Origin of the sequence: Variovorax paradoxus (assembly GCA_016806145.1) — a bacterium.
Lineage (GTDB): Bacteria > Pseudomonadota > Gammaproteobacteria > Burkholderiales > Burkholderiaceae_C > Variovorax.
Window position 1 is genome coordinate 630,059 of record CP063166.1, and the last position, 26,951, is coordinate 657,009.

The window sequence follows — 26,951 nt, forward strand, 5'->3', positions numbered from 1 at the left end:
ATGAGCATGGGCCTTCAGACCCCGGGCCATGTGCTCGTCGTCGAGGACGAGCCACGGCTGGCGGCCGTGCTCGGCGACTACCTCGCGGCCGCGGGCTACACGCACCACTGGGTGGCCGACGGCAACGCCGCGCTGCCGGCCTTCCACGCGCAGCGGCCCGACCTGGTGCTGCTCGACCTGATGCTGCCCGGGCGCGACGGCGTGGAGATCTGCCGCGACCTGCGCCGCATCGGCGCGGTGCCGGTGATCATGGTCACCGCGCGCGTCGAGGAGGTCGATCGCCTGCTGGGGCTGGAGATCGGCGCCGACGACTACGTGTGCAAACCCTTCAGTCCGCGCGAGGTGGTGGCGCGCGTGGGCGCGGTGCTGCGGCGGCATCGAACCGCGAGCGCCAGCCCCCTGGCCGCGCCGGCGCCGGTGCCGCTGCGGGTCGACGAAGCCACGGGCCGCGCCAGCGTGCGCGGCCGCGAACTCGACCTCACGCCGGTCGAGTTCCGCCTGCTGGCCGTGCTGCATGGCGCGCTGGGCCGTGCCTTCTCGCGCGACCAGCTACTGGGCCGCATCTACGACGACCGGCGCGTGGTCACCGACCGCACCATCGACAGCCACGTCAAGAACCTGCGCCGCAAGCTCGCCGAGGCTGGCGGCTCGGAGGACTGGATCAAGTCGATCTACAGCGTCGGCTATCGCATGGAGCTCTGAGCGCCCGCTTCGGCGAAGTGCGAGGGCGGTCGGCCCAGCGTGCGGCGAAACATGGTGGAGAAGGCGGCGGGGCTGTCGTAGCCCAGGTCGAGTGCCACCGTCGTCACCGCTTCGCCGGACGCCAGTCGCGACAGCGCCAGCAGCACGCAGGCGCGCTGACGCCACTGGCCGAAGGCCATGCCGGTCTCGCGGCCGAAGCGGCGGCTGAAGGTGCGTTCGCTCACATGCAGCCGTGCCGCCCATTGCGCGGGCGTGGCATGGATGTCGGGCGCGCGCAGGAAGTCCAGGCACAGCGCGGCCAGCGCCGGCTCGCGCGGCAGCGGCAGATGCAGCGGCAATGCCTCGGCGCGCGCCAGTTCGTGCAGCGCGAGCCGCATCAGCAGGGCGTCGCGGCCCTGGCGCTCGTACTCGGCGGGCACCTCGACGGCCGCCATCAGCAGCTGGCGCAGCAGCGGCGACACCTCGAGCACCTCGCACTGGCGGCCAGGGCGCGGCGCCTCGCGCGGCTCGATGTAGAGGCTGCGCGTGCTCACGCCGAGCATGCGCACGCGATGCGGCTGGCCCGCCGGTATCCATACGCCGCGCTGCGGCGGCACCACCCAGGCGCCGTCGTCGGTGCCGACCTCCATCACGCCGGTCGCGCCGTAGAGGAACTGCGCGCGCCGATGGCTGTGCGTGGGCAGCAGCTGGCCCGGCGGGTAGTCGGTGCCGATCGCGAGCACCGGGCGGGCGATGGCGTCGACGGCATCGATCGGGACATTGCGCATGGGGAGAAAGGGTTGGCCGGAACGAAAACATCATTGTCCGGCTTGCGCGGGCGCGCCGCGCGGCACCGGCCTATCGTCGAGGCCTGTTTTCGTTCTCCTGGAGTGCCTCTCGTGTGGATCTATCTCGTGCTCGCGGTCTTCGGCGGCCTCGCGGGCGTCACCACCGTGCTGTTCGGTTTCGGTGGCGGCTTCGTCGTGGTGCCGCTGCTCTACCGCGTGCTGCTGCTCGCGCATGGCGAGCACAGCGAAACCGGCCACGCGGCCATGCACATCGCCGTGGCCACCTCGACCTGCGTGATGATCGTGAGCGCGATGCTCGCCACGCGACGTCACCAGCGCGCCGGCACCATCGACTGGCCGCTGATCCGCCCGCTGCTCGGCTTCATCGGCCTGGGCGCCATCGTCGGTGCCGCGGCCGCCGTGCGGGCCGATGGCGAATTCGTGCGGCTGGCCTTCATCGTCTACCTGGGTATCACCATCCTCGACTGCCTGCTGCGGCCGGGCTTCATCGTGCGCAGCGTCACCGCCTCGGCGGTCGGCGAGCCGCTGTCGCGCGGCATCGCCACCGCGGGCAGCTTCGTCATCGGCCTGATCGCCGCCTTCCTCGGCGTGGGCGGCAGCGTGATGACCGTGCCGCTGATGCGCCGCCGCGGCATCGACATGACGCGTGCCACCGCCATGGCCAACCCGCTGTCGCTGCCCATCGCGCTGGCCGGCACGGCCACCTACATGGCGCTGGCCTGGCGCTCGGGCGCGGCGCTCGAGGGCTGGCACCTCGGCTACGTGGACCTGCCGGCCTTCGCCGCGCTGGTCGCGGGATCGCTGCTGGGCGTGCGCGCCGCCGCGCCGCTGATCGGCCGCCTGCCCGACCGCGTGCATGCCTGGGGCTACCTCGCGCTGCTGGTGGCGGTGCTGCTGGGCATGCTGCTGCGCTGAGCCGGTTCGCGAAACGCGCGCGTCCTTGTCATCGAAGTTCGACAGTTGGACGCCGGCGGTTGCGGCGCCGAGCGGGGCCTGCCACCATGGCCGCATGCCTTACCAACTCCATTACTGGCCCACCATCCAGGGCCGCGGCGAATTCGTGCGGCTCGCGCTCGAGGCCGCCGGTGCCGACTATGTCGACGTGGCGCGCGAGCGCGAGGACCAGGGCGGCGGCGAAAGCGCCCTCGGCCGCCGGCTCGCCGATCCGCTGCAGACGCGGCCGCCGTTCGCGCCGCCCTTCCTCGTCGACGGCGACATCGTCGTCGGCCAGACCGCCGCGATCCTGCTCTACCTGGGGCCGCGCCTGGGCCTGGCCGGCGTCGGCGAATCCGACGGTCTGTGGACGCACCAGCTGCAGCTCACCATCGCCGACGCGGTGGCCGAGGCGCACGACACGCACCATCCGATCTCGACCGGCGACTACTACGAGGACCAGCGCGACGCCGCGCTGGCGCGCGCGAAGGCCTTCCGCGAGCAGCGCATTCCGAAGTTCCTGAACTGGTTCGAGCGCGTGCTGCAGCGCAATCCCTCGGGCGACCTGCACCTGGTGGGCGATGTGCTGACCTATGCCGACCTCTCGCTGTTCCAGCTGGTCGACGGGTTGCAGTACGCCTTTCCCAAGGCCACCGCGCATGCGCTCGCGAAGACGCCGGCGGTGGCGAAGCTGCATGCCAACGTCCGGCGCCGCCAGCGCGTGCAGGCGTATCTGCAGAGCCCGCGCCGCATCGCCTTCAACGAGAACGGCATCTTCCGGCGCTATCCCGAGCTGGACGCCTGACAAGGCGTGAGTCAACGCACCAGCGCCGCCGCATCGCGCCATGCCGGCAGCGGCACCAGGCCGGCCATGGCCACGGGCCTGGCCTGCGGGCCGAACAGGTAGCGGTTCGGCACGATGCCTTCGAGATGGTCCAGCACGTCGCTGCGGTCGTCGATGAAATGCGTGATGCCCAGTTCGCGGCAGTGGTCGGCCTTCTGCGGACGCTTCAGGCAGAAGCGCAGGTTGCCGCGCGCCATGCCCGTGCGTTCGAAGAAACGGTGGTGCGCGAGCCAGGCGCGGCTCTTGGCCTGCACGCTCGGTCCGCACTTCGAGACCAGCCAGACGCGGCCCTCGAAGCGATCGACCAGCGGCGCGACGGCCTCGAACATGCCTTCGTAGGGCGGCGTGTCGAGCGCGTCCTGCAGCGAGCCGCCGATGAAGGCGGTGTCGCCGCCGTCGGCCCGCTCGGCCGCGATCAGCACGCGGCCGATGTCGATGCCCAGGCGCGGGAGATGTTGCGATGCGTTCCTCATGTCGTGTTCCTTTCTTGTTCGTGCGGTGAATCGTAGGAACGAAGGTCATCACCAGGAACTACCGATATGCGATGGGCTATCCATAGAATGGATAGGTGGACATCCCCCGCACCAACCTCGACGCGCTGCAATCCTTCGCCGTGTTCGCCGACACGCTGAACTTCAGCGAGTCGGCGCGCCTGCTGCACATCAGCCAGCCGGCCCTGCATGCGAAGGTGCGCAAGCTCTCGGAGCAGCTCGACGCCAGGCTCTACCTGCGCGTGGGCAGCGCGCTGCAACTCACCAGCGCAGGCGAGCAGGTGGCACGCCATGCGCGCGAGCTGCTGCTGCTCAACCAGCGCTTCGTGAAGGGGCTCGCGCAGGGGCAGGAGCAGGCGGTGGTGAGCCTCGCGGCCGGCGAGGGCGCCTACCTCTACCTGCTCGGCAAGGCGCTGTCGCAGTTCTCGGGGCCGGGTGCGTCGCTGCACCTGCAACTGCTCACGCGCAACCGCGACGCGGCGGTGCAGGCGGTGCGCGGCGGCCAGGCGCAACTGGGCATCGCGCCGCTGGGCGGCGTGCCGGCCGACCTGCATGCGGTGCGGCTCACGGTGGTCGGTCAGGTGCTGGTGCTGCCGCGCGCGCACGCGCTGGCCTCGCGCCGTTCGGTGCGACTGCGCGACCTGCAGGGTGCGAACCTGATCGTGCCGCCCGCGGGCCGGCCGCACCGCGAGCTGCTCGGCCGGCTGTTGCAGGCCGAGTCGGTGTCGTGGCAGCCCTCGCTCGAAGCCGATGGCTGGGAGCTGATGCTGCGCTTCGCCCAGCTGGGCTTCGGGCTGACGGTGGTGAATGCCTGCTGCCGCATTCCCAAGGGCCTGGTGGCGGTGCCGCTGCAGGGCTATCCGCCGCTCGAGTACCACCTGTTCCGCGCGGCCGACCGTCCGCCGTCCGTGCATGCGCAGCGCCTGTGGAATGCGCTGCTCGCGCAGGCCGACCACTGGAAGAACGCATGACGCCCGAGGACGCGAGCCGGTTCATCGCCTATGTGCTGCGGCATGCGCCCGAGTCCATCGGGCTGGCGCTCGATGCCGAGGGCTGGGCCGAGATCGATGCGCTGCTGGCCGGCGCGGTGGCCGCGGGCCGCGCGCTCACGCATGCGCAGGTCGTGCAGGCGGTCGATGCCGGCGCGAAGAAGCGCTACGCGTTGTCGGCCGACGGCCGGTGCATCCGCGCGCTGCAGGGCCATTCGACGCCGCAGGTCCGCCGCAGCTTCGAACCGGCGGAGCCACCGGCCGTGCTGTTCCACGGCACGGCCACGCGCTTCCTCGCATCGATCCGCGCCGAAGGCCTGCGGCCCGGCACGCGGCAGCATGTGCATCTGTCGGTCGACGAGGCGACCGCCGTGCAGGTCGGGCAGCGACATGGCAAGGCGCATGTGCTGCGCGTCGACGCGCTCGGCATGAGGGCGCTGGGCCATGCCTTCCATCGCGCGGAAAACGGGGTCTGGCTCACGGAGGCGGTGCCGCCGCGCTTCCTGTCGGGCTGGCCTTCGTCCGCCTGAGCTACGCGCCCGAGCGCTGGGTGGCCGAGCGCGAACGCGAGCGCTTGCGGGTGGTTCGCGGTTCGGCGGCGGGCTGCGCCGCGGCGCTGCGCAGGTCCTGGTTGCGCTGGTGCGCGCCCGCGATCACGCGGCGCAGGCCGCGCTCCATCGATTCGAGCTCCGAAGCCGTCATGTGCTCGTTGAACATCTCGTGGATCAGCTTCTGATAGGGCGGCCACATCTTGCGGCGCAGCGCGCGGCCCTGTTCGGTCAGCACCGCGACGCGGCCGCGCCCGTCGGTCTCGTCGACCTCGCGCACCACCAGGCCCTCGGCCTCGAGCGTGGTGACGATGCGCGAGATGAAGCTGCGGCTGTAGACCGCGCGCTCCGCGAGTTCGTGCATGCGCATGCGGCCGTTCGGCGACGCATCGAGCAGCCACAGCACGTCGTACCAGGTCAGCGGCGGCAGGCCTTCCTTGCGGAAGCTGTCCTCCATGAAGTCGAGCACCAGCACGTAGGCGCTGATGAAGGAGGCCCAGGTGGAGGTGCCGCGCACGGCGGTGGAACGGGGCGTTGCCATACGGGTGGAGAGCGCTTTCGGGAGTGATCCTCGATTCTCTCTCCGCCGCGGCCGGCCACCCGGGCGCGCACCGCTAAGGGAGTGCCGCGTACCTGGCCTCGGGGTCGATGCCGTAGAGCGACAGGGCGCGTGCCGGCAGTTCCGCGTCGACCGCGCCGTCGTCGGCCAGCGCCTTCAGTGCCGCGAGCGCGACGTGATGGCGGTCGACCTCGAAGAAGGCGCGCAGCGCTTCGCGCGTGTCGGAGCGGCCGAAGCCGTCGGTGCCCAGGGTCACGAAGCGGCGATCGCCGACGAAGGGCCGGATCTGGTCGGGCACGATCTTCATGTAGTCGGTGGCGGCGATCGCCGGTCCGTCCTCGCCGGCCAGGCAGTGCGCGACATACGAAGCGCGCGGTGCCTGCGCCTGATGCAGGCGGTTCCAGCGCTCGGCTTCGAGGCCGTCGCGGCGCAGCTCCGAAAAGCTGGTCACGCTCCAGATGTCGGCGCTCACGCCGAAGTCGCGCTGCAGCAGCGCGGCGGCCGCGATCACCTCGGAGAGGATCGCGCCGCTGCCCATCAGCTGCACGTGCGGCGCGCCGGCGGTCCGGGCGCCGCGCTTCAGGCGGTACATGCCTTTCACGATGCCTTCCTCGGCACCCTCGGGCATCGCCGGATGCGCGGTTTTCTCGTTGAGCAGCGTGAGGTAGTAGAAGACGTCCTCCTGCGGCTCGCCGTACATCCTGCGCAGCCCGTCCTGCACGATGACCGCGATCTCGTACGCGTAGGCGGGGTCGTAGGACACACAGGACGGGATCACCGACGACAGCACGTGGCTGTGGCCGTCGTCGTGCTGCAGGCCCTCGCCCTCGAGCGTGGTGCGGCCCGAGGTCGCGCCCAGCAGGAAGCCGCGCGCGCGGATGTCGCCGGCGGCCCAGGCCAGGTCGCCCACGCGCTGGAAGCCGAACATCGAATAGAAGATGTAGAACGGGATGGTGGCGACGCCGTGTGTGCTGTGCGCGGTCGCCGCCGCGATCCAGGACGACATCGCGCCCGATTCGTTGATGCCCTCCTGCAGGATCTGCCCCTGGCGGTCCTCCTTGTAGAAGCTCAGCTGGTCCGCGTCCTGCGGCGTGTAGAGCTGGCCCACGTGCGAGTAGATGCCGACCTGGCGGAACATGCCGTCCATGCCGAAGGTGCGCGACTCGTCGGGCACGATCGGCACCACGCGCGGGCCCAGCACCGGGTCCTTGAGCAGTTGCGCGAGGATGCGCACGAAGGCCATGGTGGTCGCGTACTCGCGCTCGCCGCTGCTCTGCAGGTGGCTCGCGAAGGCCGCGAGCGCGGGCGTCGCCAGCGGGCCCGGTCCGCGCGAGCGCGACGGCAGCAGTCCGCCGGCGCGCTTCAGCCCGGCCTCGAGGCAGGCGGCCTCGGGGCTGCCGGGCGCGGGCTTGATGTACGGAATCTCCTCGAGACGTTCGTCGGGCACCGGGATCGCGAAGCGGTCGCGGAAGGCGCGCACGGCCGGGTCGCCCATCTTCTTCAGCTGGTGGTTGATGTTGGCCGCTTCGCCGGCCGCGCCCATGCCGTAGCCCTTCACCGTCTTGGCGAGGATCACGGTCGGCTGGCCTTGGTGGCGCACGGCGGCGGCATAGGCCGCGTGCACTTTCAAGGGATCGTGGCCGCCGCGGGCGAGGGCGCCGATCTGCGCGTCGCTCAGGTGCGCGACCCGCTGAAGCAGCTCGGGGTCCTTGCCGAAGAAGTGTTCGCGCACGTAGACGCCGCCGTGCGCCTTGAAAGCCTGGTACTCGCCGTCGACGCATTCCATCATGCGCCGTTGCAGCCGGCCGTCGTGGTCCTGCGCCAGCAGTTCGTCCCAGCCGCTGCCCCAGACGACCTTGATCACGTTCCAGCCCGCGCCGCGGTAGACGCTCTCGAGCTCCTGGATGATCTTGGCGTTGCCGCGCACCGGGCCGTCGAGGCGCTGCAGGTTGCAGTTCACCACGAAGATCAGGTTGTCGAGCTTCTCGCGGCCCGCCATCGCGACCGCGGCCAGGGTCTCGGGCTGGTCCTGCTCGCCGTCGCCGAGAAAGGCCCAGACCTTGCGGCCCTGCGCCGGGATCAGTCCGCGGTCCTCGAGGTAGCGCATGTAGCGCCCCTGGTAGGCCGCCATCAGCGGGCCCAGGCCCATCGAGACGGTCGGGAACTGCCAGAAGTCCGGCATCGTGCGCGGATGCGGATAGGAGGCGAGGCCGCCGCCGATCTCGCGCCGGAAGCGGTCCATCTGCTGCTCCGACAGGCGTCCCTCGAGGTAGGCGCGCGCATAGATGCCGGGCGAGGAATGGCCCTGGATGTAGAGCATGTCGCCGAGGAACCCGGGCGTGGCGGCGCGGAAGAAGTGCCGGTAGCCGGTCTCGTAGAGCGTGGTGGCCGAGGCATAGGTCGCGATGTGGCCGCCGACGCCCGAGTGCTTGCCCGCGCGCAGCACCAGCGCCATCGCGTTCCAGCGCAGGTAGGCATCGAGCCGCAGCTCGATGTCCACGTCGCCCGGAAAGGCCGGCTGCTCGGCGACCGGCACCGTGTTCACGTAGGGCGTGGTGCGCGGCGCGGTGTAGCGGCCCGAAGCCGCGTGGTCCTGCCCGATCAACCGGTCCAGCAGGTAGTGGGCCCTGTCGCGGCCTTCGTGGATCACCACGGCGCGCATGGCGTCGAGCCATTCGCGCGTCTCTTGCGGATCGATGTCGTCCGCGCTCGCCAAGTCGTTCATTCGTTGCTCCTTCGTTGTGCGGTTCGTTGTTCGAACGTCGTTCGCATCTCACTGAATTTCATTATGTGAATATTAATCGTACGATGCGCAACGGCAATGTATCCCCAGTTCATTGCAAATGCAATTAGTTGTGCTGTAACCTGCTAGACGCCGAGCGAGGTGATGCATCAGGAGAAGAAGGCTTGAAAGCCACGATTCGCCGCCATGACCTCGATCGCAACGGATATGTCTACGTGCGATAGCAACTATTTGCGTGACCGATCCGTCCCCATGCCCATGGCGCCTGCCGGGGCCGAAGACAACCCCTCGAGAACCCTGAGGCATCCATGCCGCCCTCCGACCCGTCATCCAGCTTTCCCACGCCCGCGCAGTTGCGCGACCTCGATCCCGCGGACCTCGCCGCGGTGGCCACCGATCTCCGACGCGCGCTGTTGCGCAGCGTGTCGCGAACCGGCGGCCATCTCGCCTCGAACCTCGGCGTGGTCGAGCTCACGCTCGCCTTGCACCACGCCTTCGACACGCCGCGCGATGCGCTGGTCTGGGACGTCGGCCACCAGTGCTATGCGCACAAGATCCTCACGGGCCGCGGCCCGGCCATGGCCACCCTGCGCAAGGTCGGCGGCCTGTCGGGCTTCGCCGCGAGGGACGAATCGCCCTACGATCCCTTCGGCGCCGGCCATGCAGGCACGGCCGTCTCGGCGGCGGTGGGCCTGGCGATGGGCATGCGCGACGATGGCCGGCATGCCGTCGCGATCGTCGGCGACGGCGCGCTGTCGGCGGGCATGAGCTTCGAGGCACTCAACCATGCGGGCAGCTTCGCGACCTTGCCGCTCGTCGTGGTGCTCAACGACAACGGGATGTCGATCTCGCCCGCGCTGGGCGCGCTGCATCGGCACCTGCGCGGCCTGGTCGAGCGCGGCCCTGACCACCGCTCGCTGTTCGAGCTGCTCGGCCTGCGCTACACCGGCCCCATCGACGGCCACGACGTCGAGGCGCTCGTGGCCGCGTTGCGCGCCGCGAAGCGCTCGCGCGCGCCGCAGGTCATCCACGTCGTCACGCGAAAAGGCCGCGGCTACGCGCCGGCCGAGGCGGACCCGACCACCTACCACGGGCCCGGCCCTTTCGATCTCGCCGTGGGCGTGGTCGCCAAGGCCGCGAGCCGCCCGACCTTCAGCCAGGTCTTCGGCGAATGGGTGTGCGATGCGGCGGCCGACGATCCCGCGGTCGTCGCGATCACGCCCGCGATGCGCGAGGGCTCCTGCCTGGTCGATTTCGAGCGGCGGTTTCCGTCGCGCTTCGTGGATGCCGCCATCGCGGAGCAGCATGCGGTGACGCTGGCCGCGGGGCTCGCGGCGGCCGGCCTGCGGCCGATCGTGGCGATCTACTCGACCTTCCTGCAGCGCGGCTACGACCAGCTCATCCACGACGTCTGCCTGCAGAAGCTGCCGGTGCTGTTCGCGATCGACCGCGCGGGGATCGCGGGCGGCGACGGCGCCACGCACCTGGGCGCCTTCGACGTGGCGGCGCTGCGCTGCATTCCGAATCTGCTGCTGATGACGCCGGCCGACGGGCCCGAGTGCCGGCGGATGCTCGCGCTGGGACTGGGCCACGACGGACCGTCGGCGGTGCGCTACCCGCGGGCCGTCGTGCCCGCGGACGGCGGCGTTCGCACCGACCCGCCCCTCGCAATCGGCCGCGGCGTGGTCGTGCGCCGGTCGACGAAGACCAAGGCCGCCAGGGTCGCGCTGCTCGTCTTCGGCCCCTTGCTCCACGCCGCGATGGAGGCCGCCGAAACGCTCGACGCGACCGTCGCCAACATGCGCTTCGTCAAGCCGCTCGACGAGGACCTGCTGCTCGAGCTGGCCGCGACGCACGAGCTGCTCGTCACGCTCGAGGAGGCCACGGTCATCGGCGGCGCGGGCGCGGCCTGCGCGGAGCGCCTCGCGATGGAGGGGCTGCCGGTGCGGCTGCTGCGCCTGGGCCTGCCCGATGCCTTCGTCGGGCACGGGGACCGGAGCGAACTGCTCACGCTGCAGGGCCTCGATGCGGCGGGCATCCTCGCGTCGATCCGGCGCTTCGTCGAGATGCACTGACGGCCCGCGCAACGCGCGGGTGTAGGGCAAACCCGCCTCTTGCCCCGCCGGCATGGCGCGGCGCCAGAGGTCTCGCCGACAATTCGCGCCCGATCCTCCGCATCCGGCGCGCCTTGTTCTCCAGAAACGCTTCCACCGACATCCGCCGCGAAGGCGAGGGCCCGCTGGCCCGGGCGCGGGCGCGCCTGCCGTCGCCGATCGCCTGCGTGGTGTTCGTGCTGTCGGTGGCGTTGCTGGTGGCGATGGGGGCCTTCTTCGGCGACAACGCCGCAGGCAAGTACCCGCCGGGCGCGACGCTGCACATCACGCGGGCCGACTGGCAGGTGCAGCGCGCGAACGGTTTCATGGCGCCGCCGCTGATCTTCGCCAGTCAGCAACTGCCCGATACCTGGCAACCGGTCGAGCTGCCGCTGGCGCTGCCGATCGCGTTGCTGGCGCAGGCCGACGCCAACACGATCTCGGACCCGGGCAAGCAGACGCGCACCACCTGGCTGCGCCTGAAAGTGCCGCCGCATCCCGGTCTGCGCGGTCCGCTCGCGCTCTACGGCTCGCGCGTGAAGACCGACGGCACGATCGCGATCTATGCCGATGGCCGGCTGGTGCACCGCGCGCAGGAGCTCGGGCCGCTGTGGAACAGCACCCGCACGCCGCTGTGGGTGGTGTTCGAGCAGCGCGACGACGGCTCGGCCGCGCGGCCGGCCGAAATCCTGATCCGGCTCGAGCACACGCGCGCCGCGCAGGTCGGCATCGCCTCGCTGTGGCTGGGTCCGGCCGACGCGCTCAAGGGCCGCTACCAGATGCGCCAGTGGCTGCAGCAGGAGCTGCCCGCGATGCTGAGCGCGGCCTTCATGGCGGTGGGCGTGTTCGCGCTGTTCGTGTGGCTGTCGCGCCGCCACGAGACCGGCTACCTGCTGTTCTTCAACCTCGCGACCACCTCGTACCTGCGCGGGCTGCACTTCTACGTGTCGCTGCCGATCGCCAACGACTGGTTCGCATGGCTCACGGTGAATGCGCTGTTCTGGCTGGTGGCGGTGGTGCACTACGCGCTGCGGCAGCTGCACGAGCGGCCGCTCACGCTGCTGACCTGGGCCGTGACGACGATCACGGTGCTGGTCAGCGTGCTGACCCTGCCGGGCATCGCGCTGCTGCCGAACACGCCGCAGGTCACGCCGCTGATCTACCTGGTGGTGGCGGTCATGGCCACGGTGGTGGGGCTGGTGGGCGGCATCAGCGCGTGGCGCCGTTCGCCCGAGGGGCGGCTGGTGGCGGCCGGCATCGGCGTGTGCGTGCTGCTCGGCGCCACCGACTGGCTGGTGCAGAACAACCTCGTGAGCCCCGAGGGCTGGTACCTGGGCGCCTACACCAATGCCGTCACCTTCGCCGTCTTCGGCATCCTGCTGTACCGGCGCTACGTGCATGCGATCGGCGAGGTGGAGCGCGTCAACGCCAGCCTCGCGCAGCGGCTGCAGGCGCGCGAGAGCGAACTCGACCTGAGCCACCGCCGGCTGCGCGAGGCCGAGCGCCAGAAGACCATCAGCGACGAACGCCAGCGGTTGATGCAGGACATGCACGACGGGCTGGGCTCCTCGCTGATCAGCGCGATCCGTTCGGTGGAGGAGGGGCGCCTGAGCGACCAGAAGGTGTCGCAGATCCTCCAGGGCTGCCTCGACGACCTGAAGCTCACCATCGATTCGATGGAGCCGATCGACGCCGACCTGCTGCTGCTGCTCGCCACCTTGCGCTACCGGCTCGGCCCGCGGCTCGAGGGCATGGGCGTGTCGCTGACCTGGGAGGTGCAGGAGATCCCGCCGCTGCCGTGGCTCGATCCGTCGAGCGCGCTGCACGTGCTGCGCATCGTGCAGGAGAGCATCTCCAACACCCTGCGCCACACGCGCGCCACCACCATCCGGGTGGCGACCGGCACGGATGCCGCGCACGTGTGGGTGCGCATCGAGGACAACGGCCAGGGCTTCGACGTCGAGCAGGCCCTGACCGGCGGCCGCGGCCGCGGCCTGCAGAACATGCAGCGCCGCGCGCTCGCGGTGCAGGGCCACGTGGCGTGGGAGTCGGATGCCGCGGGCACGCGCTTTCTGCTGTGGCTGCCGCTGGTGCGGGCCGAGCGGTCATAGAGGGCATGGGCCGTCGGGTACAGTGACGGCCCCTTGCCGCCGCACACCGAACCCTCTTCCTCCGCCGACCACGGCATCCGTCTCGAATCCGTCGTGCTGGAGCGCGGCGCGCAGCGCGTGTTCGATGGCCTTTCGCTCGCGCTGCGCGAGCCGCGCATCGGCGTGATCGGCGACAACGGCGCCGGCAAGAGCAGCCTGTTCCGTCTCGTCAGCGGACTGGAGCAACCGCTCGAGGGCCGGGTGCGCGTGCATGGCTGCGACACGGTGGCCGATCGGCGCCGGCTCTCGCAGCATGTCGGCCTGATGTTCCAGAACCCCGACGACCAGATCATCTTCCCGACCGTGGCGGAGGAGCTGGCCTTCAGCCTCACGGCGCGCGGCGAATCGCGCACCGAGGCGCGCCGGCAGGCACGCGACTTTCTCGCACGGCGCGGCCTCGCGGCCTGGGCCGAGCGCGCCATCGGCGAACTGAGCCAGGGCCAGCGCCAGCAGGTGTGCCTGCTGGCCTTGCTGATCAGCCGGCCCGCCACCTTGCTGCTCGACGAGCCCTTCGCGAGCCTCGACCTGCTGAGTCAGGCCCGGCTGTCGGCGCAGCTCGCCGCCAGCGACCAGCAGGTGCTGGTGTCGACGCATGTGCTCGAGCACGTGCACGACTTCGAGCGCGTGCTGTGGCTGGCGCAGGGTCGGGTGCAGGCCGACGGTCCGGGTCGCGAGGTCTGCGAGGCTTACGCGCAGGACGTGCGGCGCCGCGCGGCGACGGACCCGACGCATGCGTAGCCTCTACCTCGATCGCCGCACCTGGATGCACGCGGTGCCGGCGTGGCTCAAGCTCGCGCTGCTGTCGGCCGGCGGCACCGCGCTCGTGCTGACGGACCGGCCGATGGTGCTGGGCGCGGCCTGCGGATTGGCGCTCGCGCTGTTCGCTTCGCTCGGGCGGCCTGCGTGGGGCCGGGTGCGCACGCTGTTCGGCATCGCGATCGCCTGCGCGCTCATCGTCGGCTTCCATGCGCTGCTCGGCACCACCCTGCTCGGCGTGGCGAGCGCGCTGCGCATCGCCACCGCCGCGGTGCTCGCGCTGATGCTCACGCTGACCACGCGCTTCGAGGACCTGCTCGTGGTGCTCGAGACGCTGCTGCATCCACTGCGCCGCCTCGGCGTGCCCACCGACCGCATCGCGCTCGGCCTCGGGCTCACGCTGCGCTTCGCCGAGAACTTCCACGTACAGTGGCAGCGCCTCGACGACGCGCATCGCGCGCGCGCCGGCCGCGGCGGCGGACTGCGGCTGCTGGCGCCGCTGACCATCCGCACGCTGCAGACGGCGGAGCGCGTGGCCGATGCGCTCGCGGCGCGGCTCGGGCGCTGATCAGGCGGCGCTGAAGCGCGTGAGGCTCACGTAGTCCTTGCGCGGGCCGCGCACGATGTGGCGCAGCGTGAAGCCGCCGTCGGTCAGGAAGCGGTAGTGGCTGTCGTAGAGGTCGGCGGCGCATTGGTGCGCGGCGGTGCCGGTCCAGGCGGTGCCGTCGGCGTCGCCCGTCTGCAGCGCAATCTCGTGGAACAGGCGGGGCGGCCGTTCGGCGAACAGCACCGCGAAGCCGTTGGGACGTCGCTGGTACAGGTACTCGCGATGCGCGTCGAAGGCGCGGCCGTCGAGCAGGCGCAGCCGGCCTTCCTCGCGGTAGTGCAGGGTGTCGTGCGCCGCGCCCGGCATGGAGCAGAAGGTGGCCGTGCCGTGCATCGAGGCCTGGCCCTCGATCGTGCGCTCGAAGGACCAGTCGCCCGCGAGCCGGCGCCAGAGCTCGTCGGCCTCGCCCCATGGCGAGAGCGAAAGGGAGGGGCCGGGCTCGGACATGGCGGCGACTCTATCTCCAGGCGGAATGTCCCTCCATGTCGGACGGAGGCGATTGATTGTTTCCTTCCCGTGAACGCCGCGGTTCCATTTGCCTAGGGTTTTTACCTAGATTCGAGGCGCACAATTCATCTCACGGACCAGCCGCCGGCTCCAAGACAAGTAGAAGGCAGCGACTGATCTGGGTGAACAGGCACTAGCGAGGTGGCCGCCCCCTTCACGGACGGCGCCCCCCAAGACCGGTTCGAATCATCCAAAGTCAAGTCACAAGAATTGAAGGAATACTCAAATGAACGCCTCGAAGCTCCTCTCCGCCGTTGCCCTCTCCCTGCTCGCCGCTGCCGGTGCAGCCCATGCAGAAACCTATGAGGGTGTGCATCCCCTGACCTCGGCCGCCAGCCGCGCCGAAGTCGCCGGCCAGGCCGTCATCGCGGCCCGCAGCGCCGACCCCTATGCCGAAGGCGCCAACGCCGGCCCGGCCCAAGTGGTCGCTTCGGACACCAGCCGCGCCGCCGTCCGTGCCGAAGCCGTCGCCGCTGCACACAGCGCCGACCCGTACGCCGAAGGCGCTTCGGCTGGCGTGGCTCCGCTGGTCGCCAGCACCGTGGACCGCAATGCGGTGCGCGCTCAAGCCCGCGCCGCTGCCCGCGGCGACGCGCTGCCGCTGTAATCGGCACCCAGAACTCGGTCGCATCGCGGGGCTCGTTCCCGCGCTGAGTCGAGAGGTTTAGCCACCCGGAGGCCGGCCCTTGCGAAAGCAGGGGCCGGCCTTTCGCTTGATGGCCGGTTAATCCAAAGCATTAATTGCCGATGCAGTGCGGCTCGCGGCCGATGCGGCCGTGAAGCCGGGGCTGTCGCGCGAATCGCACAGACCCATGCAGCGCATCGAGCGCTTTCGGCTCTCCTGCCATCACGCGCGAACCCTGCGTGGTCGCTGGAGCACCGCGGGACGCCACTGCAACGTTGCACCGCCGCGGTGCGTTTCGTTCTCCCCATCGGCCGATCGCACGAGCCGTCGTCCGCCGAATGGCGCATTGCCATGCTGCAATGCATGATCGATGATGTGGCTCGCGGCTCGATGGACCGCACAACGTCATGCTTTCGACCTACAGCGCCATTGTGGTGCGGGCACGCGAAAATGTACGGGCGCTTCTGCCACGACAAAAGCAAGCACGACCCCGCCGCCGAGCGCGGCTGACCCATTACGCATGGCCCTCACTCTCGACACCGAAGACACGCGACAAAGGATCCACGACCTCGTGTGGTCAGGCTTTCATCACGACGCCGACGTCGAATGGATGATCACCGACGAGTACCTCGATCCCGACGAACTGTCTTCCGAGGACCGGGCCTGGGTCAAGGCCGAGACCGCGCGCGCCTGCGCCGCCAAGCATGCGGCCGAGGCCGCGTGGCCCGCGCAGACCGAATACGACCGCCTCGAGACCGCGTTCGCGCAACTGCGCGCAGAGAAGATCATCGCGCTGCACCGCGCGGGCAACACGCTGGCCGACGGCCAGGACGACGTGCGCGAAGCCTGGCGCGCCGCGGGCCGCGACGCCTCGGGCATCGTGGGTTGCTGCTTCTATCACGCGCAGGACCTCGAGCGCGCGGTGCGCACCGGCCGGCTGCACCTGGCTTTCAGCGGCGGCCTGATCCCCGAGATTTCGCGGCGCGAGGCCAACACCGTGGCGGTCGGGCAGCGCATCGCCGCGCTGCTCCAGGGCGTCGGTTTCGCCGTGCACTGGAGCGGCAACATCGACGAACGCATCGAGGTCGACCTCGGCCAGTGGCGCAAGCGAGGTCCATCGGCGTGAGCGTGCAGGCCTGGCAGCCGCCGCGCCGCATCGATGCGATCGATTTCTGGCTGCGCTCCCGGTTGCTGGCCACCGCGCACGGGTTGCGCGAGACCTTGCGTCCTTCCGCGCGGCGCTGGTCCGTGGCCGATGCGCTGGCCGATGCGCCGGTGCTGGCGCGCTTCAGCAGCCCGCTGTGGACTGATGGCCGCGACGACGAATTCGCGCTGGTTGCCGGCAAGGTGCAGAACCTGCGCGTGGCGCGCGCCGCCTTCGATGCCATCGAGGTGCCCGCGGGCGAGGTGCTGAGCTTCTGGCGCCAGCTCGGCCGGCCCGGCGCATCGCGCGGCTTCGTGCAGGGCCGCGAGCTGCGCGGCGGCTGCGTGGTGCCGACCTTGGCGGGCGGGCTCTGCCAGCTCTCGAATGCACTGGCCACGGTCGGCGCTCGCGCGGGGCTCGAACTGGTCGAGCGCCACGCGCACACCGCGCGCATCGAGCAGGCCGCGGCCATGCCCGACGATGCGGTCGACGCGACCGTGTTCTGGAACTACGTCGATCTCAAGCTGCGCGCGCGCCATGCGTGGCGGCTCGAGGTCGAGCTCACGGCCACCGAGCTGGTGCTGCGCATCCGCGCGCATGTGCCGCGGGCCGCGCCGCCGGTCGCGCCGCGCGTGATGTGGCGCGCGCCGCACGACGCCGGCGTCGATGCGGCATGGCCGCCCGTGGCGCGCGGCTGCCTGAGCTGCGAGCGCAACGACTGCTTCCGTCACCGGCCCGCGCTGCCGGTCGCGGCGCAGGGGCGGACCGCCGTGCTGCTCGATGCATGGACGCCCGAATTCGCGCGCTACCTCGAGGCCCATCATCCCGGCGCCGATCGCATGCAGCGCGCGCCCGTGCGGCTGGCGTTCTGGCGGCCGATGACGGACTGGCGCGGCGGCGAGGCGCCGGTGCATCGCCCCTGGCTGGCCAGCGTTCGCGGCGCGTTGTGGCGCCGACTGTGGGCGCGTCACGAGGGCGGGCGGCGGCAGGCCGGCGTGATCGATGCGCAGCGCTGGCTCGCGCGGGCCTTCGCGGCACGGCTGCTGCCCGAGCACACGCAGCTGGTGGTCGACCAGGCGCTGCTGCCGCATCTGCAGCGCCTCGGCGCGCTCGACGGACGCGCGTTCACCGTGCTGGCCGGCGCGCTGCCGATGGCCGGGATCGAGGCCCGTCTCGATGCGGCCGCGGCGCGCTGGCCCGACGACGCCACGCTGCGCGACTTCCGCGCCGCGCCGTCGATGGTGCGTGCCGACGCCCAGGCATTCGCGCGCGCGGCCACGGTGGTCACGCCGCATGCGGCGGTGGCGGCCGCGATGGCCGGCGCGGCGCCGCAGGCCACGCTCGAGCGGCTCGAATGGGTGCTCCCCGGCATGTCGCCGCGCACGAACCGAATGCTGGACCACGGCGCACCGCTGGTCGTGCTGCCCGCCAGCGCCCTCGCGCGCAAGGGCGCGCGCGAGCTGGCCGCGGCACTGCGCGGCAGCGGATGGCGCCTGCGCGTGCTCGGCACGCCATCGGCCGATGCCTCGCTCTGGCAGGGCATCGCGCTGGACACGGCCCGCGATCCGCGCGGCGACTGGCTCGAGGGCGCCAGCGTGGTGGCGCTGCCCGCGCATGTGGAGCACGCACCGCGCGCCGCGCTGCGCGCGCTCGCGGCCGGCGTGCCGGTGGTGGCCTCCACCGCCTGCGGCCTCGCGGGCCTGCGGGGCGTGCGCGAGCTGAGCGCGGGCGACATCGAAGGCCTGCGCGCCGCGCTGCGCGAGGCGATCGACGACGCGGGCCATTCCAACGAACAAGACGACAACGACCAGCGCTTCCCATGACCATCGATCTCCAGACGCTCAAGTGCGGCGAATGCGGCAGCAGCGTGCTCAAGCGCACCGGCCTCAACGAATTCACCTGCCAGCACTGCGGCTCCGTCACGCTGGTGGAGGACGACATCTCCGACCGCCTCGACCGCGTGCTCGACCAGGTCAAGGATGCGGCCGTGCGCCGCCTCGCCGACGAGCAGGCGGCGCGGCAGAAGGTGGCGATGCGCACCGCGGGCTTCGCGGTCGCGGCGGTGGTCGGCATCACCGTGCTCGTGACGGTGGTGCAGATGTTCACGCGCAAGGACGCGCCCGAGGTCGGCCGCCGCGCCGCGGTCGCCTCGGTGGTCGATCGCAACATCCCCTCCGACGGCCTCAAGCTCGGCGAGCCGCGCCAGGTGCTGGTGGGCAGCGGCAGCTCGGCACGGCCCAAGCTGCTGGTGGTGGCGCGCAACGAGACCGGCAAGCCGCTCGAGCGCGTGAGCGTCAAGGCCACCTACTACGACGGCGAGACCCGGCTCGAGGAGCGCGGCGAGTCGCTGCCGATCTCGGTGCTCGAGCCCGGCGAGAGCGCGCCGCTGCTGATCGACCTGCCGAGCGGCAAGAACGTCACGCGCCAGGAGCTGCAGGTGCAGCGCCTTTCGGCGCCCTACCGCTCGGCCGACGGCCCGCGGCTCGCGTTCTCGCGCCTGCGGCTGGTGCAGCAGGGCGACCGCGTGCGGCTGGTGGGGCGCGTGGTCAACGAGCGCAAGGACGCGGCGATCGGTGGCGTCGAGGCGCTCGCCACGCTCTACGACGATGCCGGCAACGTGATCGGCTTCGGCCGCGGCTATGCGCAGGGCAACGACATCCCGCCCGGCGCGCGCAGCGCGATCGACGTCGACATCGCGCGCTTCGGCCGCGCCGCGCAGGTCGCGGCCTGGGACTACCGCATCGCCTACAGCACCATCGACTCCGGCGGCTCGCGCAGCGCGGTGCGCGGTGCCGACCGCGTGATCCGCACCGTGGGCGCGCCCGAGGTCTTCCATGCCGACCTGCGCCTGAGCACCGAGGACCTGCTGGCCGAGGACAGCGAACGCTTCGATCTCAAGGAGCTCGAGCTGCTGCCGCTGGTGGCGGGCCGCAGCAACATCCAGCGGCCGCTGTTCCTCACCGAGCTCGTGAACCGCAGCAAGGAGGCGGTGGTGCTCGCGCCCGGCGGCGTGATCTCGCGCTTCGGCGGCAGCAAGGCCGACGGCGCCACCGTCATCCAGGGCCTGGCCTACCTCTACCCGGGCGAGCGCTTCCCGATCCTGCTGGAGCCGCGCGATGTCGACCGCATCACCCAGACCCGCGTCGAATGGAAGCCGATGCGCCGTGCGGCGCTGCCCGGTCCGCGCACGCCGCTCGAGGTGCAGGTGACCGGCACCAAGGCCGAGACCGGCAGCGTGCTGCTCAACTTCAGCCAGCGCTTCCTCTACAAGAGCGTGCAGGTCACGGGCAAGGTGAGCAATCCGGGCACGACCATCGTCGGCAAGGTGCGGCTGTGGGTGAGCCTGCGCGACCGCGATGGGCAGCTCAGCGGCTTCAAGCTGGTCGACAACCTGCCGGCCATCGCGCCCGGCGAGAGCGTGCCGTTCCAGGTGAACGTGGAGCAGAACGGCCGTGACTTCGCGAGCGTCGGCACGCTATACCAAACCGAATAGCCCCGCAGCCAGCGTTTGCGGGCGCTTCGCGCCATGATCGGCGGATGACCGATTTCTCGATCCTCGACCTCTCCCCGATCGTCGAAGGCAGCGATGCCGCGCAGTCCTTTCGCAACTCGCTGTCGTTGGCGCAGCACGGCGAAAAGCTCGGCTACCGCCGCTACTGGCTCGCCGAGCACCATGGCATGCCGGGCATCGCGAGCGCAGCCACCGCGGTGTTGCTGTCGCATGTGGGCGCGGGCACCTCGACGATCCGCATCGGCGCCGGCGGCGTGATGCTGCCCAACCATTCGCCGCTGGTCATCGCCGAGCAGTTCGGCACCCTTGAGTCGCTCTACCCGGGCCGCGTCGACCTGGGCCTGGGCCGTGCGCCCGGTTCCGACCAGCGCACCGCGCGCGCTTTGCGCCGCAACCTCGAATCGGACGCCGACCAGTTCCCGCAGGACGTGATCGAGCTGATGGACTTCATGTCGAAGAACCCGCAGCAGGCGGTGCGCGCCGTGCCGGGCGCGGGGCTCGAGGTGCCGGTGTGGATCCTCGGCTCGAGCACCTTCGGCGCGCAGTTGGCCGCCCACCTGGGCCTGCCCTATGCCTTCGCCTCGCACTTCGCGCCGCAGCAGATGATGCAGGCGATCCAGATCTACCGCGAGACCTTCAAGCCATCGGCGCAGCTCGCCAAGCCCTACGTGATGCTGGGCTTCAACGTGTTCGCGGCCGACACCGACGCCGAGGCCGAATTCCGCGCCACCTCGTGGCAACAGGCCTTCGTCAACCTGCGCAGCGGCCGGCCCGGCCGGCTGCCGCCGCCGGTCGAGGGCTACCGGCGGAAGGTCGGCCCGGCCGAGAACGCGCTGCTCGACTCGGTGCTGTCGTGCTCGGCCGTGGGCTCGCCCGACACCGTGCGCGCGGGCGTCGAGGCCTTCATCGAGCGCACCGGCGCCGACGAGCTGATGATCACCTCGCAGGTCTTCGACCATGACTCGCGGCTGCGCTCCTACGAGCTGCTGGCCCGCATCCGCGACAGCCTGCGCGCCTGAGCGGGCGCCCCCGATTTCCCCCACGCCGACCCCGCCTCGCCGGGGCTGGGACAATGTCGCCCCTATGGCAAAGCAACGGATCGTGGTGGGGCTGAGCGGCGGTGTGGATTCCGCGGTGACCGCGCACCTGCTCAAGCAGCAGGGGCACGAGGTGGTCGGCATCTTCATGAAGAACTGGGAAGACGACGACGACAGCGAGTACTGCTCGTCGAACATCGACTTCGTGGATGCCGCCAGCGTGGCCGACGTGCTGGGCATCGAGATCGAGCACGTGAACTTCGCGGCCGACTACAAGGACCGCGTGTTCGCCGAGTTCCTGCGCGAGTACAAGGCCGGCCGCACGCCCAATCCCGACGTGCTGTGCAATGCCGAGATCAAGTTCAAGGCCTTCCTCGACCATGCGATGCGGCTGGGCGCCGAGAAGATCGCCACCGGCCACTATGCGCGCGTGCGCCTGAACGAGGCCACGGGCCGGCACGAGCTGCTCAAGGGGCTCGATCCCTCGAAGGACCAGAGCTACTTCCTGCACCGCCTGAACCAGGCGCAGCTGTCGAAGACGCTGTTCCCGGTCGGCGAGCTGCACAAGACCGAGGTGCGCCGCATCGCCGAGGAGATCGGTCTGCCGAACGCGAAGAAGAAGGACTCGACCGGCATCTGCTTCATCGGCGAGCGGCCGTTCCGCGAGTTCCTCAACCGCTACATCTCGAAGGAACCGGGCCCGATCAAGGACGACCGCGGCCGCAAGCTCGGCGAGCACCAGGGCCTGAGCTTCTACACGCTGGGCCAGCGCCAGGGCCTGGGCATCGGCGGCGTGAAGGAGAAGGGTGCGCAGCGCGGCGCGGGCGATCACTCGCCGTGGTTCGTCGCGCGCAAGGACGTCGAGAACAACACGCTGTGGGTGGTGCAGGGCCACGACCATCCCTGGCTGCTGTCGACCTCGCTGCGCGCCGACGATGCGAGCTGGGTCGCGGGCGAGTCGCCGGTGCCCGGGGCCTATGGCGCCAAGTCGCGCTACCGGCAGGCCGACGCGGCCTGCGAGATGGTGGAGGGCGATGAGGCCCCGCGCGGCGATGCCTTCGCATTGCGCTTCGGCCAGACGCAGTGGGCGGTGACGCCGGGCCAGTCGGCGGTGCTGTACGACGGCGAACGCTGCCTGGGCGGCGGCGTCATCGTCTGAGTCTCTTCAGCGCGGCTTCTGCCGCACCGAATCGTCGACGTGGATCAGGTCCAGCGGATGCCGCTGGCCGGCCAGGTGGTCTTCGATGCACTGCAGCAGCAGCGGGCTGCGATGCCGCGCCACGCTGGCGCGGATCTCGTCGGCCGTCATCCAGAGCGTGCGCACGATGCCGGTGTCGAGCGCCCGGCCTGCCTCGCGTTCGCCGAGCTCGCCGCTGAAGGCGAAGCGCATGTAGGTCACGGCGGGGTCGTCGGCCGAACGCGCGAGGTAGATGCCGATCAGCGCGGTCGGCGTGAAGGCATGGGCGGTCTCCTCGAGCGCCTCGCGCGCGCAGCCTTCGGCCGGGGATTCGCCGGGGTCGAGGTGGCCGGCCGGGGTGTTGAGCCGAAGGCCCTGCTCGGTGTGCTCCTCGACCAGCAGGAAGCGGCCCTCGCGTTCGATCACCGCGGCGACGGTGACGTTGGGTTTCCAGCGGACGGTGGTGTTCATGGGGATGGCTTCCTTCTGCGGTCGCGCGCGGGCGGCGGGCCATGGGCCGGCCCGCCGCCCGCGCGGAATCATCCCCGTATTGGACGCGAAGCGCCGGGAAGACTCAGGAGCCGCGCAGCTCGGGCCCGCGAACGCCGAGCTGGCCGGCCTCGACCGTTTCGAGCCGGTAGCCGAGCCCGTAGATCGCCAGCAGCAGGAAGCCGTTGGAGGGCCGCAGGTCGAGCTTGGTGCGAAGGCGCGAGATGTGGGTGTCGAGCGAGCGAGAGAGCGCCTCGACGCCCAGGCCCCAGACGGCTTCGTGCAGGTGCTCGCGCGACAGCAGGCGGCCGAGGTTCTGGAACAGGAACAGCGCCAGTTCGTACTCGCGGTTCTTGAGCTCGACCGGCATGCCGCGCACCTTGAGCGTTCGCGAGGGCGGATAGAAGTGGTAGGGGCCGAAGACCAACTCGGTCTCGTGCTGTGCGGGGTAGGAGCGCCGCAGCAGGGCATTGACGCGCGCCTCGAGCTCGGTGGCCTGGATCGGCTTGCTCATGAAGTCGTCGGCCCCCGCGTTGAGCCCGGCGACCATGTCGGCGTCGTCGTGCTTGGCCGTGACGAACAGCACCGGCAGGCGGCTCTTGAGGTCGTGGCGAATGGTCTTCACCACGTCGAGGCCTCGGATGTCGGGCAACTGCCAGTCGAGAAGCAGCAGATCGAAGGTCTGTCGTCGCATGGAGTGCAACAGCGACTTTCCATCTGCGTACTCATGGCACTCGTGCCCGAGCGACGCCATGGTCTGATGAATCAGTTTTCTCTGATGGGCCTCGTGGTCGAGGACAGCAATGCGCATTTTTATTACCCCCTTACTTCCTCCCGTGGGTCGTCTCTGTGTGCGACTCCAAGTGAGGCGAAGTGTATCTATCTGCGTCTAAGGTAAGCAATCTGCCCTGCAACTAATGCACATGAACCGTTCTTTTAAATCGATCAATGGAAGAATGATTACAAAGGCCTACATCTTTGTCCTGTAGATGACACGAAGTTCGTGCAGGCGCCGTCGTTGTTTTTGCGCCGCACGACGCATGCCGCGCAGGCGCCGCCTGAGACCGGTTTCCTTACAGCGCGCCAGAGGGAGCACCGCCGATCCATCACTAATAAGCTATCAAATGGATAGCTAGATTTTCAGCAACCACGGACGTTGGAGCATGGATACTTCGCCCCTTGCGCGACAGATCGGGCCGAATGTCTTGCTGTAAGCTTCGCCCGCATTTCGCGCTGCACCTTGCCCTGAGGAGAACTCTATGCTGATAGGCGTGCCTGCCGAGACAACGACAGGCGAAACCCGAGTGGCCGTGACCCCGGAGACGGCGAAGAAACTGGTGGCGTTGGGGCACACGGTGCGTGTGCAGAGCGGCGCGGGCGTGGCGGCCAGCGTGACCGACGCGGCCTATCAAGCGGCCGGTGCCGAGATCACCGACCAGGCCGGCGCCTTCGGTGCCGACATCGTGCTCAAGGTGCGCGCGCCGAGCGACGCCGAGTGCGCGCTCGCCAAATCCGGCAGCGTGCTCGTGGGCATGCTCAACCCCTTCGACGCCGCCGGCCTGCAGCGCGTGGCCGCGGCCGGCCTCACCGGCTTCGCGCTCGAGGCAGCCCCGCGCACGACGCGTGCCCAGAGCATGGACGTGCTCAGCTCCCAGGCCAACATCGCCGGCTACAAGGCCGTGATGATCGCCGCCGACAAGTACCAGCGCTTCTTCCCGATGCTGATGACCGCCGCCGGCACCGTGAAGGCCGCGCGGGTGGTCATCCTCGGCGTGGGCGTCGCGGGCCTGCAGGCCATCGCCACGGCCAAGCGCCTGGGCGCGGTCATCGAGGCCTCGGACGTGCGGCCCAGCGTCAAGGAACAGATCGAATCGCTGGGCGGCAAGTTCATCGACGTGCCGTACGAGACGCAGGAAGAGAAGGACGCCGCCGAGGGCGTGGGCGGCTATGCGCGCCCCATGCCCGCGAGCTGGCTCACGCGCCAGCAGGCCGAGGTCGCCAAGCGCGTGGCGCTGGCCGACGTCGTCATCAGCACCGCGCTGATCCCGGGGCGTGCCGCGCCGACCCTGATCACCGAGGACATGGTCAAGTCGATGAAGCCGGGTTCGGTCATCGTCGACATCGCCGCAGGTAAAGGCCCGGTCAATCCAGATGGAGGGGTGGGCGGCAACTGCCCGCTCTCGGAGGCCGACAAGACGGTCGTCAAGCACGGCGTGACCATCGTCGGCGAGACGAACCTCGCCGCGCTGGTGGCGGCCGACGCGTCGGCGCTGTACGCGCGCAACGTGCTCGACTTCCTCAAGCTCGTCCTGACCAAGGAGGGCACGCTGAAGATCGACCTCGAGGACGACATCGTCGCCGCCTGCCGCGTCACGCAGGACGGCCAGGTCACGAAGAAGTAAGCGAACACGCGAGGAGAAGAAACCATGGACATCGTCTCTCACACCGTCATCAACCTCATCATCTTCGTGCTGGCCATCTACGTGGGCTACCACGTCGTGTGGACCGTCACGCCCGCGCTGCACACGCCGCTGATGGCCGTGACCAACGCCATCTCGGCGATCGTCATCGTGGGCGCCATGCTGGCCGCGGCGCTCACCGAGACCGGCCTGGGCAAGACCATGGGCGTGCTGGCCGTCGCGCTGGCGGCGGTCAACGTCTTCGGTGGCTTCCTGGTCACGCGGCGCATGCTGGAGATGTTCAAGAAGAAGGAGCGCAAGGCCGCGCCCGCAGCCGCCGAGGGAGCTTCCAAGTGAGCATGAACCTCGTCACCCTGCTGTACCTGCTGGCCAGCATCTGCTTCATCCAGGCGCTCAAGGGCCTGAGCCATCCCACCACCTCGATCCGCGGCAACGTCTTCGGCATGACCGGCATGGCGATCGCCGTGCTGACCACCGGCGCGCTGATCTGGAAGCTGGCCAACGGCAACCCGGCCGGCCTGGGCTACGTGCTGGTCGCGCTGGTCGTGGGCGGTGGCCTCGGGGCCTACATGGCCAACAAGGTCGAGATGACCAAGATGCCCGAGCTGGTGGCCTTCATGCACAGCATGATCGGCCTCGCTGCCGTGTTCATCGCGGTGGCCGCCGTGGCCGAGCCGCATGCCTTCAACATCGCGCTCAAGGGCGATCCGATCCCCGCGGGCAACCGCCTGGAGCTGTTCCTGGGCGCGGCCATCGGCGCCATCACCTTCAGCGGCTCGGTGATCGCCTTCGGCAAGCTCTCGGGCAAGTACAAGTTCCGCCTGTTCCAGGGCGCGCCGGTGCAGTTCGCGGGCCAGCACATGCTCAACCTCGTGCTGGGCCTGGCGACCGTGGGCCTGGGGCTGGTGTTCATGGCCACGGAGAACTGGACCGCGTTCTTCGCGATGCTCGCGCTGGCCTTCGTGATGGGCGTGCTGATCATCATCCCGATCGGCGGCGCGGACATGCCGGTGGTGGTGTCGATGCTCAACAGCTACTCGGGCTGGGCGGCCGCGGGCATCGGCTTCAGCCTGAACAACGCGATGCTGATCGTGGCGGGCTCGCTGGTGGGCAGCTCGGGCGCGATCCTGAGCTACATCATGTGCAAGGCGATGAACCGCTCGTTCTTCAACGTGATCCTGGGCGGCTTCGGCGGCGACGCGGCCGCGGCCACGGGCGGCGCGAAGGAGCAGCGCCCGGTCAAGAGCGGCAGCGCCGACGACGCGGCCTTCGTGCTGGGCAATGCCGAGACGGTGGTGATCGTGCCGGGCTACGGCCTAGCCGTCGCTCGCGCGCAGCACGCGGTCAAGGAACTCGCGGCCAAGCTCACCGAGAAGGGCATCACGGTGAAGTACGCGATCCATCCGGTGGCCGGGCGCATGCCGGGGCACATGAACGTGCTGCTGGCCGAGGCCGAGGTGCCGTACGACCAGGTGTTCGAGATGGAGGACATCAACGGCGAGTTCGGCCAGGCCGACGTGGCGATCATCCTGGGCGCCAACGACGTGGTGAACCCGGCCGCGCACACCAAGGGCAGCCCGATCTACGGCATGCCGATCCTGGAGGCCTACAAGGCCAAGACGGTGATCGTGAACAAGCGCTCCATGGCCGCCGGCTACGCAGGGCTGGACAACGAACTCTTCTACATGGACAAGACCATGATGGTCTTTGGCGATGCCAAAAAAGTAGTGGAAGATATGGGCAAGGCCATCGAATAGGCCGAGGTTCCGTCCCGGCCCGCGCTCTGCGGGCAAACCCTTACGGCGCCGCTCAGGCGCCGTTTTCGTTTTCATCCCAAT

General features: G+C 70.2%; 25 protein-coding genes. 18 read left to right on the forward strand and 7 right to left on the reverse strand.

Features of this window, described 5'->3' with window-relative positions; genetic code table 11:
* Positions 1-6 precede the first annotated feature (6 nt).
* Positions 7-702 (forward strand): response regulator, encoded by a 696-nt coding sequence (locus INQ48_03045; GenBank protein QRF60585.1) that lies wholly within the window; start codon positions 7-9, stop codon positions 700-702.
* Here INQ48_03045 and INQ48_03050 read toward each other — a convergent pair.
* Positions 684-1,469 carry a helix-turn-helix transcriptional regulator gene (locus INQ48_03050; protein ID QRF58262.1) on the reverse strand — a complete coding sequence of 262 codons (786 nt, stop codon included), beginning with the start codon at positions 1,467-1,469 and terminating at the stop codon, positions 684-686. The two genes, INQ48_03045 and INQ48_03050, sit on opposite strands and share 19 nt — an antisense overlap.
* Before the next feature lie 117 nt (positions 1,470-1,586).
* Between INQ48_03050 and INQ48_03055 the strand changes: the two genes are divergently transcribed.
* Together INQ48_03055 and INQ48_03060 are read left to right on the forward strand one after the other, a co-directional pair.
* Positions 1,587-2,405 carry a sulfite exporter TauE/SafE family protein gene (locus INQ48_03055; protein ID QRF60586.1) on the forward strand — a complete coding sequence of 273 codons (819 nt, stop codon included), beginning with the start codon at positions 1,587-1,589 and terminating at the stop codon, positions 2,403-2,405.
* 94 nt (positions 2,406-2,499) lie between these two features.
* A complete protein-coding gene (locus INQ48_03060) occupies positions 2,500-3,228 on the forward strand; it encodes a glutathione S-transferase (GenBank protein QRF58263.1) in 729 nt (242 codons plus the stop codon).
* An 11-nt stretch (positions 3,229-3,239) separates the two neighbouring features.
* Here the strand turns inward: INQ48_03060 and INQ48_03065 are convergent, their stop codons facing one another.
* Complete coding sequence (locus tag INQ48_03065; GenBank protein QRF58264.1) at positions 3,240-3,740, reverse strand: hypothetical protein; 501 nt, start codon at positions 3,738-3,740, stop codon at positions 3,240-3,242.
* A 95-nt stretch (positions 3,741-3,835) separates the two neighbouring features.
* Between INQ48_03065 and INQ48_03070 the strand changes: the two genes are divergently transcribed.
* The gene (locus tag INQ48_03070) at positions 3,836-4,729 is read left to right on the forward strand and encodes a LysR family transcriptional regulator (protein ID QRF58265.1); all 894 of its coding nucleotides are present in this window, start codon (positions 3,836-3,838) and stop codon (positions 4,727-4,729) included.
* Complete coding sequence (locus tag INQ48_03075; protein ID QRF58266.1) at positions 4,726-5,277, forward strand: RNA 2'-phosphotransferase; 552 nt, start codon at positions 4,726-4,728, stop codon at positions 5,275-5,277. Before INQ48_03070 ends, INQ48_03075 begins: the two co-directional genes overlap by 4 nt.
* 1 nt (position 5,278) lies before the next feature.
* Here the strand turns inward: INQ48_03075 and INQ48_03080 are convergent, their stop codons facing one another.
* Both INQ48_03080 and aceE read right to left on the reverse strand, forming a co-directional pair.
* Positions 5,279-5,836, reverse strand: coding sequence for a MarR family transcriptional regulator (locus INQ48_03080; GenBank protein ID QRF58267.1), 558 nt, complete (start codon positions 5,834-5,836; stop codon positions 5,279-5,281).
* Positions 5,837-5,909: 73 nt separating this feature from the next.
* Complete coding sequence (gene aceE / locus INQ48_03085) at positions 5,910-8,579, reverse strand: pyruvate dehydrogenase (acetyl-transferring), homodimeric type (GenBank protein ID QRF58268.1); 2,670 nt, start codon at positions 8,577-8,579, stop codon at positions 5,910-5,912.
* A gap of 326 nt (positions 8,580-8,905) precedes the next feature.
* Here aceE and INQ48_03090 point away from each other — a divergent pair, with 326 nt between their 5' ends.
* The 4 genes from INQ48_03090 (at position 8,906) to INQ48_03105 (ending at position 14,164) form a co-directional block, all read left to right on the forward strand.
* Complete coding sequence (locus INQ48_03090; protein ID QRF58269.1) at positions 8,906-10,672, forward strand: 1-deoxy-D-xylulose-5-phosphate synthase; 1,767 nt, start codon at positions 8,906-8,908, stop codon at positions 10,670-10,672.
* Between the two features lie 242 nt (positions 10,673-10,914).
* The gene (locus INQ48_03095) at positions 10,915-12,801 is read left to right on the forward strand and encodes a sensor histidine kinase (GenBank protein ID QRF60587.1); all 1,887 of its coding nucleotides are present in this window, start codon (positions 10,915-10,917) and stop codon (positions 12,799-12,801) included.
* A 33-nt stretch (positions 12,802-12,834) separates the two neighbouring features.
* Positions 12,835-13,578 (forward strand): ABC transporter ATP-binding protein, encoded by a 744-nt coding sequence (locus INQ48_03100; GenBank protein ID QRF58270.1) that lies wholly within the window; start codon positions 12,835-12,837, stop codon positions 13,576-13,578.
* Positions 13,571-14,164 carry an energy-coupling factor transporter transmembrane protein EcfT gene (locus tag INQ48_03105; protein QRF58271.1) on the forward strand — a complete coding sequence of 198 codons (594 nt, stop codon included), beginning with the start codon at positions 13,571-13,573 and terminating at the stop codon, positions 14,162-14,164. Before INQ48_03100 ends, INQ48_03105 begins: the two co-directional genes overlap by 8 nt.
* Here the strand turns inward: INQ48_03105 and INQ48_03110 are convergent, their stop codons facing one another.
* Positions 14,165-14,650 carry a hypothetical protein gene (locus tag INQ48_03110; protein ID QRF58272.1) on the reverse strand — a complete coding sequence of 162 codons (486 nt, stop codon included), beginning with the start codon at positions 14,648-14,650 and terminating at the stop codon, positions 14,165-14,167.
* A 286-nt stretch (positions 14,651-14,936) separates the two neighbouring features.
* On the opposite strand from INQ48_03110, the gene INQ48_03115 reads away from it, so the two are divergent.
* The 6 genes from INQ48_03115 to mnmA all read left to right on the forward strand — a co-directional run bounded on the left by INQ48_03115 (position 14,937) and on the right by mnmA (position 22,186).
* Complete coding sequence (locus tag INQ48_03115; protein ID QRF58273.1) at positions 14,937-15,317, forward strand: helicase SNF2; 381 nt, start codon at positions 14,937-14,939, stop codon at positions 15,315-15,317.
* Between the two features lie 538 nt (positions 15,318-15,855).
* Positions 15,856-16,461 carry a hypothetical protein gene (locus INQ48_03120; GenBank protein ID QRF58274.1) on the forward strand — a complete coding sequence of 202 codons (606 nt, stop codon included), beginning with the start codon at positions 15,856-15,858 and terminating at the stop codon, positions 16,459-16,461.
* The gene (locus INQ48_03125; GenBank protein ID QRF58275.1) at positions 16,434-18,302 is read left to right on the forward strand and encodes a VanW family protein; all 1,869 of its coding nucleotides are present in this window, start codon (positions 16,434-16,436) and stop codon (positions 18,300-18,302) included. Before INQ48_03120 ends, INQ48_03125 begins: the two co-directional genes overlap by 28 nt.
* Complete coding sequence (locus INQ48_03130; GenBank protein QRF58276.1) at positions 18,299-19,972, forward strand: TFIIB-type zinc ribbon-containing protein; 1,674 nt, start codon at positions 18,299-18,301, stop codon at positions 19,970-19,972. Before INQ48_03125 ends, INQ48_03130 begins: the two co-directional genes overlap by 4 nt.
* 44 nt (positions 19,973-20,016) lie before the next feature.
* A complete protein-coding gene (locus tag INQ48_03135; GenBank protein QRF58277.1) occupies positions 20,017-21,009 on the forward strand; it encodes an LLM class flavin-dependent oxidoreductase in 993 nt (330 codons plus the stop codon).
* A 64-nt stretch (positions 21,010-21,073) separates the two neighbouring features.
* The gene (mnmA, locus tag INQ48_03140) at positions 21,074-22,186 is read left to right on the forward strand and encodes a tRNA 2-thiouridine(34) synthase MnmA (GenBank protein QRF58278.1); all 1,113 of its coding nucleotides are present in this window, start codon (positions 21,074-21,076) and stop codon (positions 22,184-22,186) included.
* 6 nt (positions 22,187-22,192) lie between these two features.
* On the opposite strand, the gene INQ48_03145 is transcribed toward mnmA, so the two are convergent.
* Positions 22,193-22,675 carry an NUDIX hydrolase gene (locus INQ48_03145; protein ID QRF58279.1) on the reverse strand — a complete coding sequence of 161 codons (483 nt, stop codon included), beginning with the start codon at positions 22,673-22,675 and terminating at the stop codon, positions 22,193-22,195.
* Between the two features lie 103 nt (positions 22,676-22,778).
* Positions 22,779-23,504: a response regulator transcription factor gene (locus INQ48_03150; GenBank protein ID QRF58280.1), complete on the reverse strand. Its 726-nt coding sequence runs from the start codon at positions 23,502-23,504 to the stop codon at positions 22,779-22,781.
* Between the two features lie 448 nt (positions 23,505-23,952).
* Between INQ48_03150 and INQ48_03155 the strand changes: the two genes are divergently transcribed.
* From INQ48_03155 to INQ48_03165, 3 genes are read left to right on the forward strand one after another with little or no spacing between them, the layout of a single operon-like run.
* Complete coding sequence (locus tag INQ48_03155) at positions 23,953-25,095, forward strand: Re/Si-specific NAD(P)(+) transhydrogenase subunit alpha (GenBank protein QRF58281.1); 1,143 nt, start codon at positions 23,953-23,955, stop codon at positions 25,093-25,095.
* A gap of 24 nt (positions 25,096-25,119) precedes the next feature.
* On the forward strand, positions 25,120-25,449 hold the full coding sequence (locus tag INQ48_03160; protein QRF58282.1) for an NAD(P) transhydrogenase subunit alpha: 330 nt from the start codon (positions 25,120-25,122) through the stop codon (positions 25,447-25,449).
* Positions 25,446-26,870: an NAD(P)(+) transhydrogenase (Re/Si-specific) subunit beta gene (locus INQ48_03165; protein QRF58283.1), complete on the forward strand. Its 1,425-nt coding sequence runs from the start codon at positions 25,446-25,448 to the stop codon at positions 26,868-26,870. Before INQ48_03160 ends, INQ48_03165 begins: the two co-directional genes overlap by 4 nt.
* Positions 26,871-26,951 lie beyond the last annotated feature (81 nt).

Excerpts from the sequence above, each read along its gene's own strand:
- INQ48_03135 (QRF58277.1), top strand. The coding sequence starts at position 20,017 with ATGACCGATTTCTCGATCCTCGACCTCTCCCCGATCGTCGAAGGCAGC.
- INQ48_03065 (QRF58264.1), bottom strand. The coding sequence starts at position 3,740 with ATGAGGAACGCATCGCAACATCTCCCGCGCCTGGGCATCGACATCGGC.
- mnmA (QRF58278.1), top strand. The coding sequence starts at position 21,074 with ATGGCAAAGCAACGGATCGTGGTGGGGCTGAGCGGCGGTGTGGATTCC.
- INQ48_03090 (QRF58269.1), top strand. The coding sequence starts at position 8,906 with ATGCCGCCCTCCGACCCGTCATCCAGCTTTCCCACGCCCGCGCAGTTG.
- INQ48_03060 (QRF58263.1), top strand. The coding sequence starts at position 2,500 with ATGCCTTACCAACTCCATTACTGGCCCACCATCCAGGGCCGCGGCGAA.
- INQ48_03045 (QRF60585.1), top strand. The coding sequence starts at position 7 with ATGGGCCTTCAGACCCCGGGCCATGTGCTCGTCGTCGAGGACGAGCCA.
- INQ48_03050 (QRF58262.1), bottom strand. The coding sequence starts at position 1,469 with ATGCGCAATGTCCCGATCGATGCCGTCGACGCCATCGCCCGCCCGGTG.
- INQ48_03155 (QRF58281.1), top strand. The coding sequence starts at position 23,953 with ATGCTGATAGGCGTGCCTGCCGAGACAACGACAGGCGAAACCCGAGTG.
- INQ48_03105 (QRF58271.1), top strand. The coding sequence starts at position 13,571 with ATGCGTAGCCTCTACCTCGATCGCCGCACCTGGATGCACGCGGTGCCG.
- INQ48_03075 (QRF58266.1), top strand. The coding sequence starts at position 4,726 with ATGACGCCCGAGGACGCGAGCCGGTTCATCGCCTATGTGCTGCGGCAT.
- INQ48_03160 (QRF58282.1), top strand. The coding sequence starts at position 25,120 with ATGGACATCGTCTCTCACACCGTCATCAACCTCATCATCTTCGTGCTG.
- INQ48_03095 (QRF60587.1), top strand. The coding sequence starts at position 10,915 with ATGGGGGCCTTCTTCGGCGACAACGCCGCAGGCAAGTACCCGCCGGGC.
- INQ48_03080 (QRF58267.1), bottom strand. The coding sequence starts at position 5,836 with ATGGCAACGCCCCGTTCCACCGCCGTGCGCGGCACCTCCACCTGGGCC.
- INQ48_03120 (QRF58274.1), top strand. The coding sequence starts at position 15,856 with ATGGCCCTCACTCTCGACACCGAAGACACGCGACAAAGGATCCACGAC.
- INQ48_03130 (QRF58276.1), top strand. The coding sequence starts at position 18,299 with ATGACCATCGATCTCCAGACGCTCAAGTGCGGCGAATGCGGCAGCAGC.
- INQ48_03150 (QRF58280.1), bottom strand. The coding sequence starts at position 23,504 with ATGCGCATTGCTGTCCTCGACCACGAGGCCCATCAGAGAAAACTGATT.
- aceE (QRF58268.1), bottom strand. The coding sequence starts at position 8,579 with ATGAACGACTTGGCGAGCGCGGACGACATCGATCCGCAAGAGACGCGC.
- INQ48_03110 (QRF58272.1), bottom strand. The coding sequence starts at position 14,650 with ATGTCCGAGCCCGGCCCCTCCCTTTCGCTCTCGCCATGGGGCGAGGCC.
- INQ48_03145 (QRF58279.1), bottom strand. The coding sequence starts at position 22,675 with ATGAACACCACCGTCCGCTGGAAACCCAACGTCACCGTCGCCGCGGTG.
- INQ48_03115 (QRF58273.1), top strand. The coding sequence starts at position 14,937 with ATGAACGCCTCGAAGCTCCTCTCCGCCGTTGCCCTCTCCCTGCTCGCC.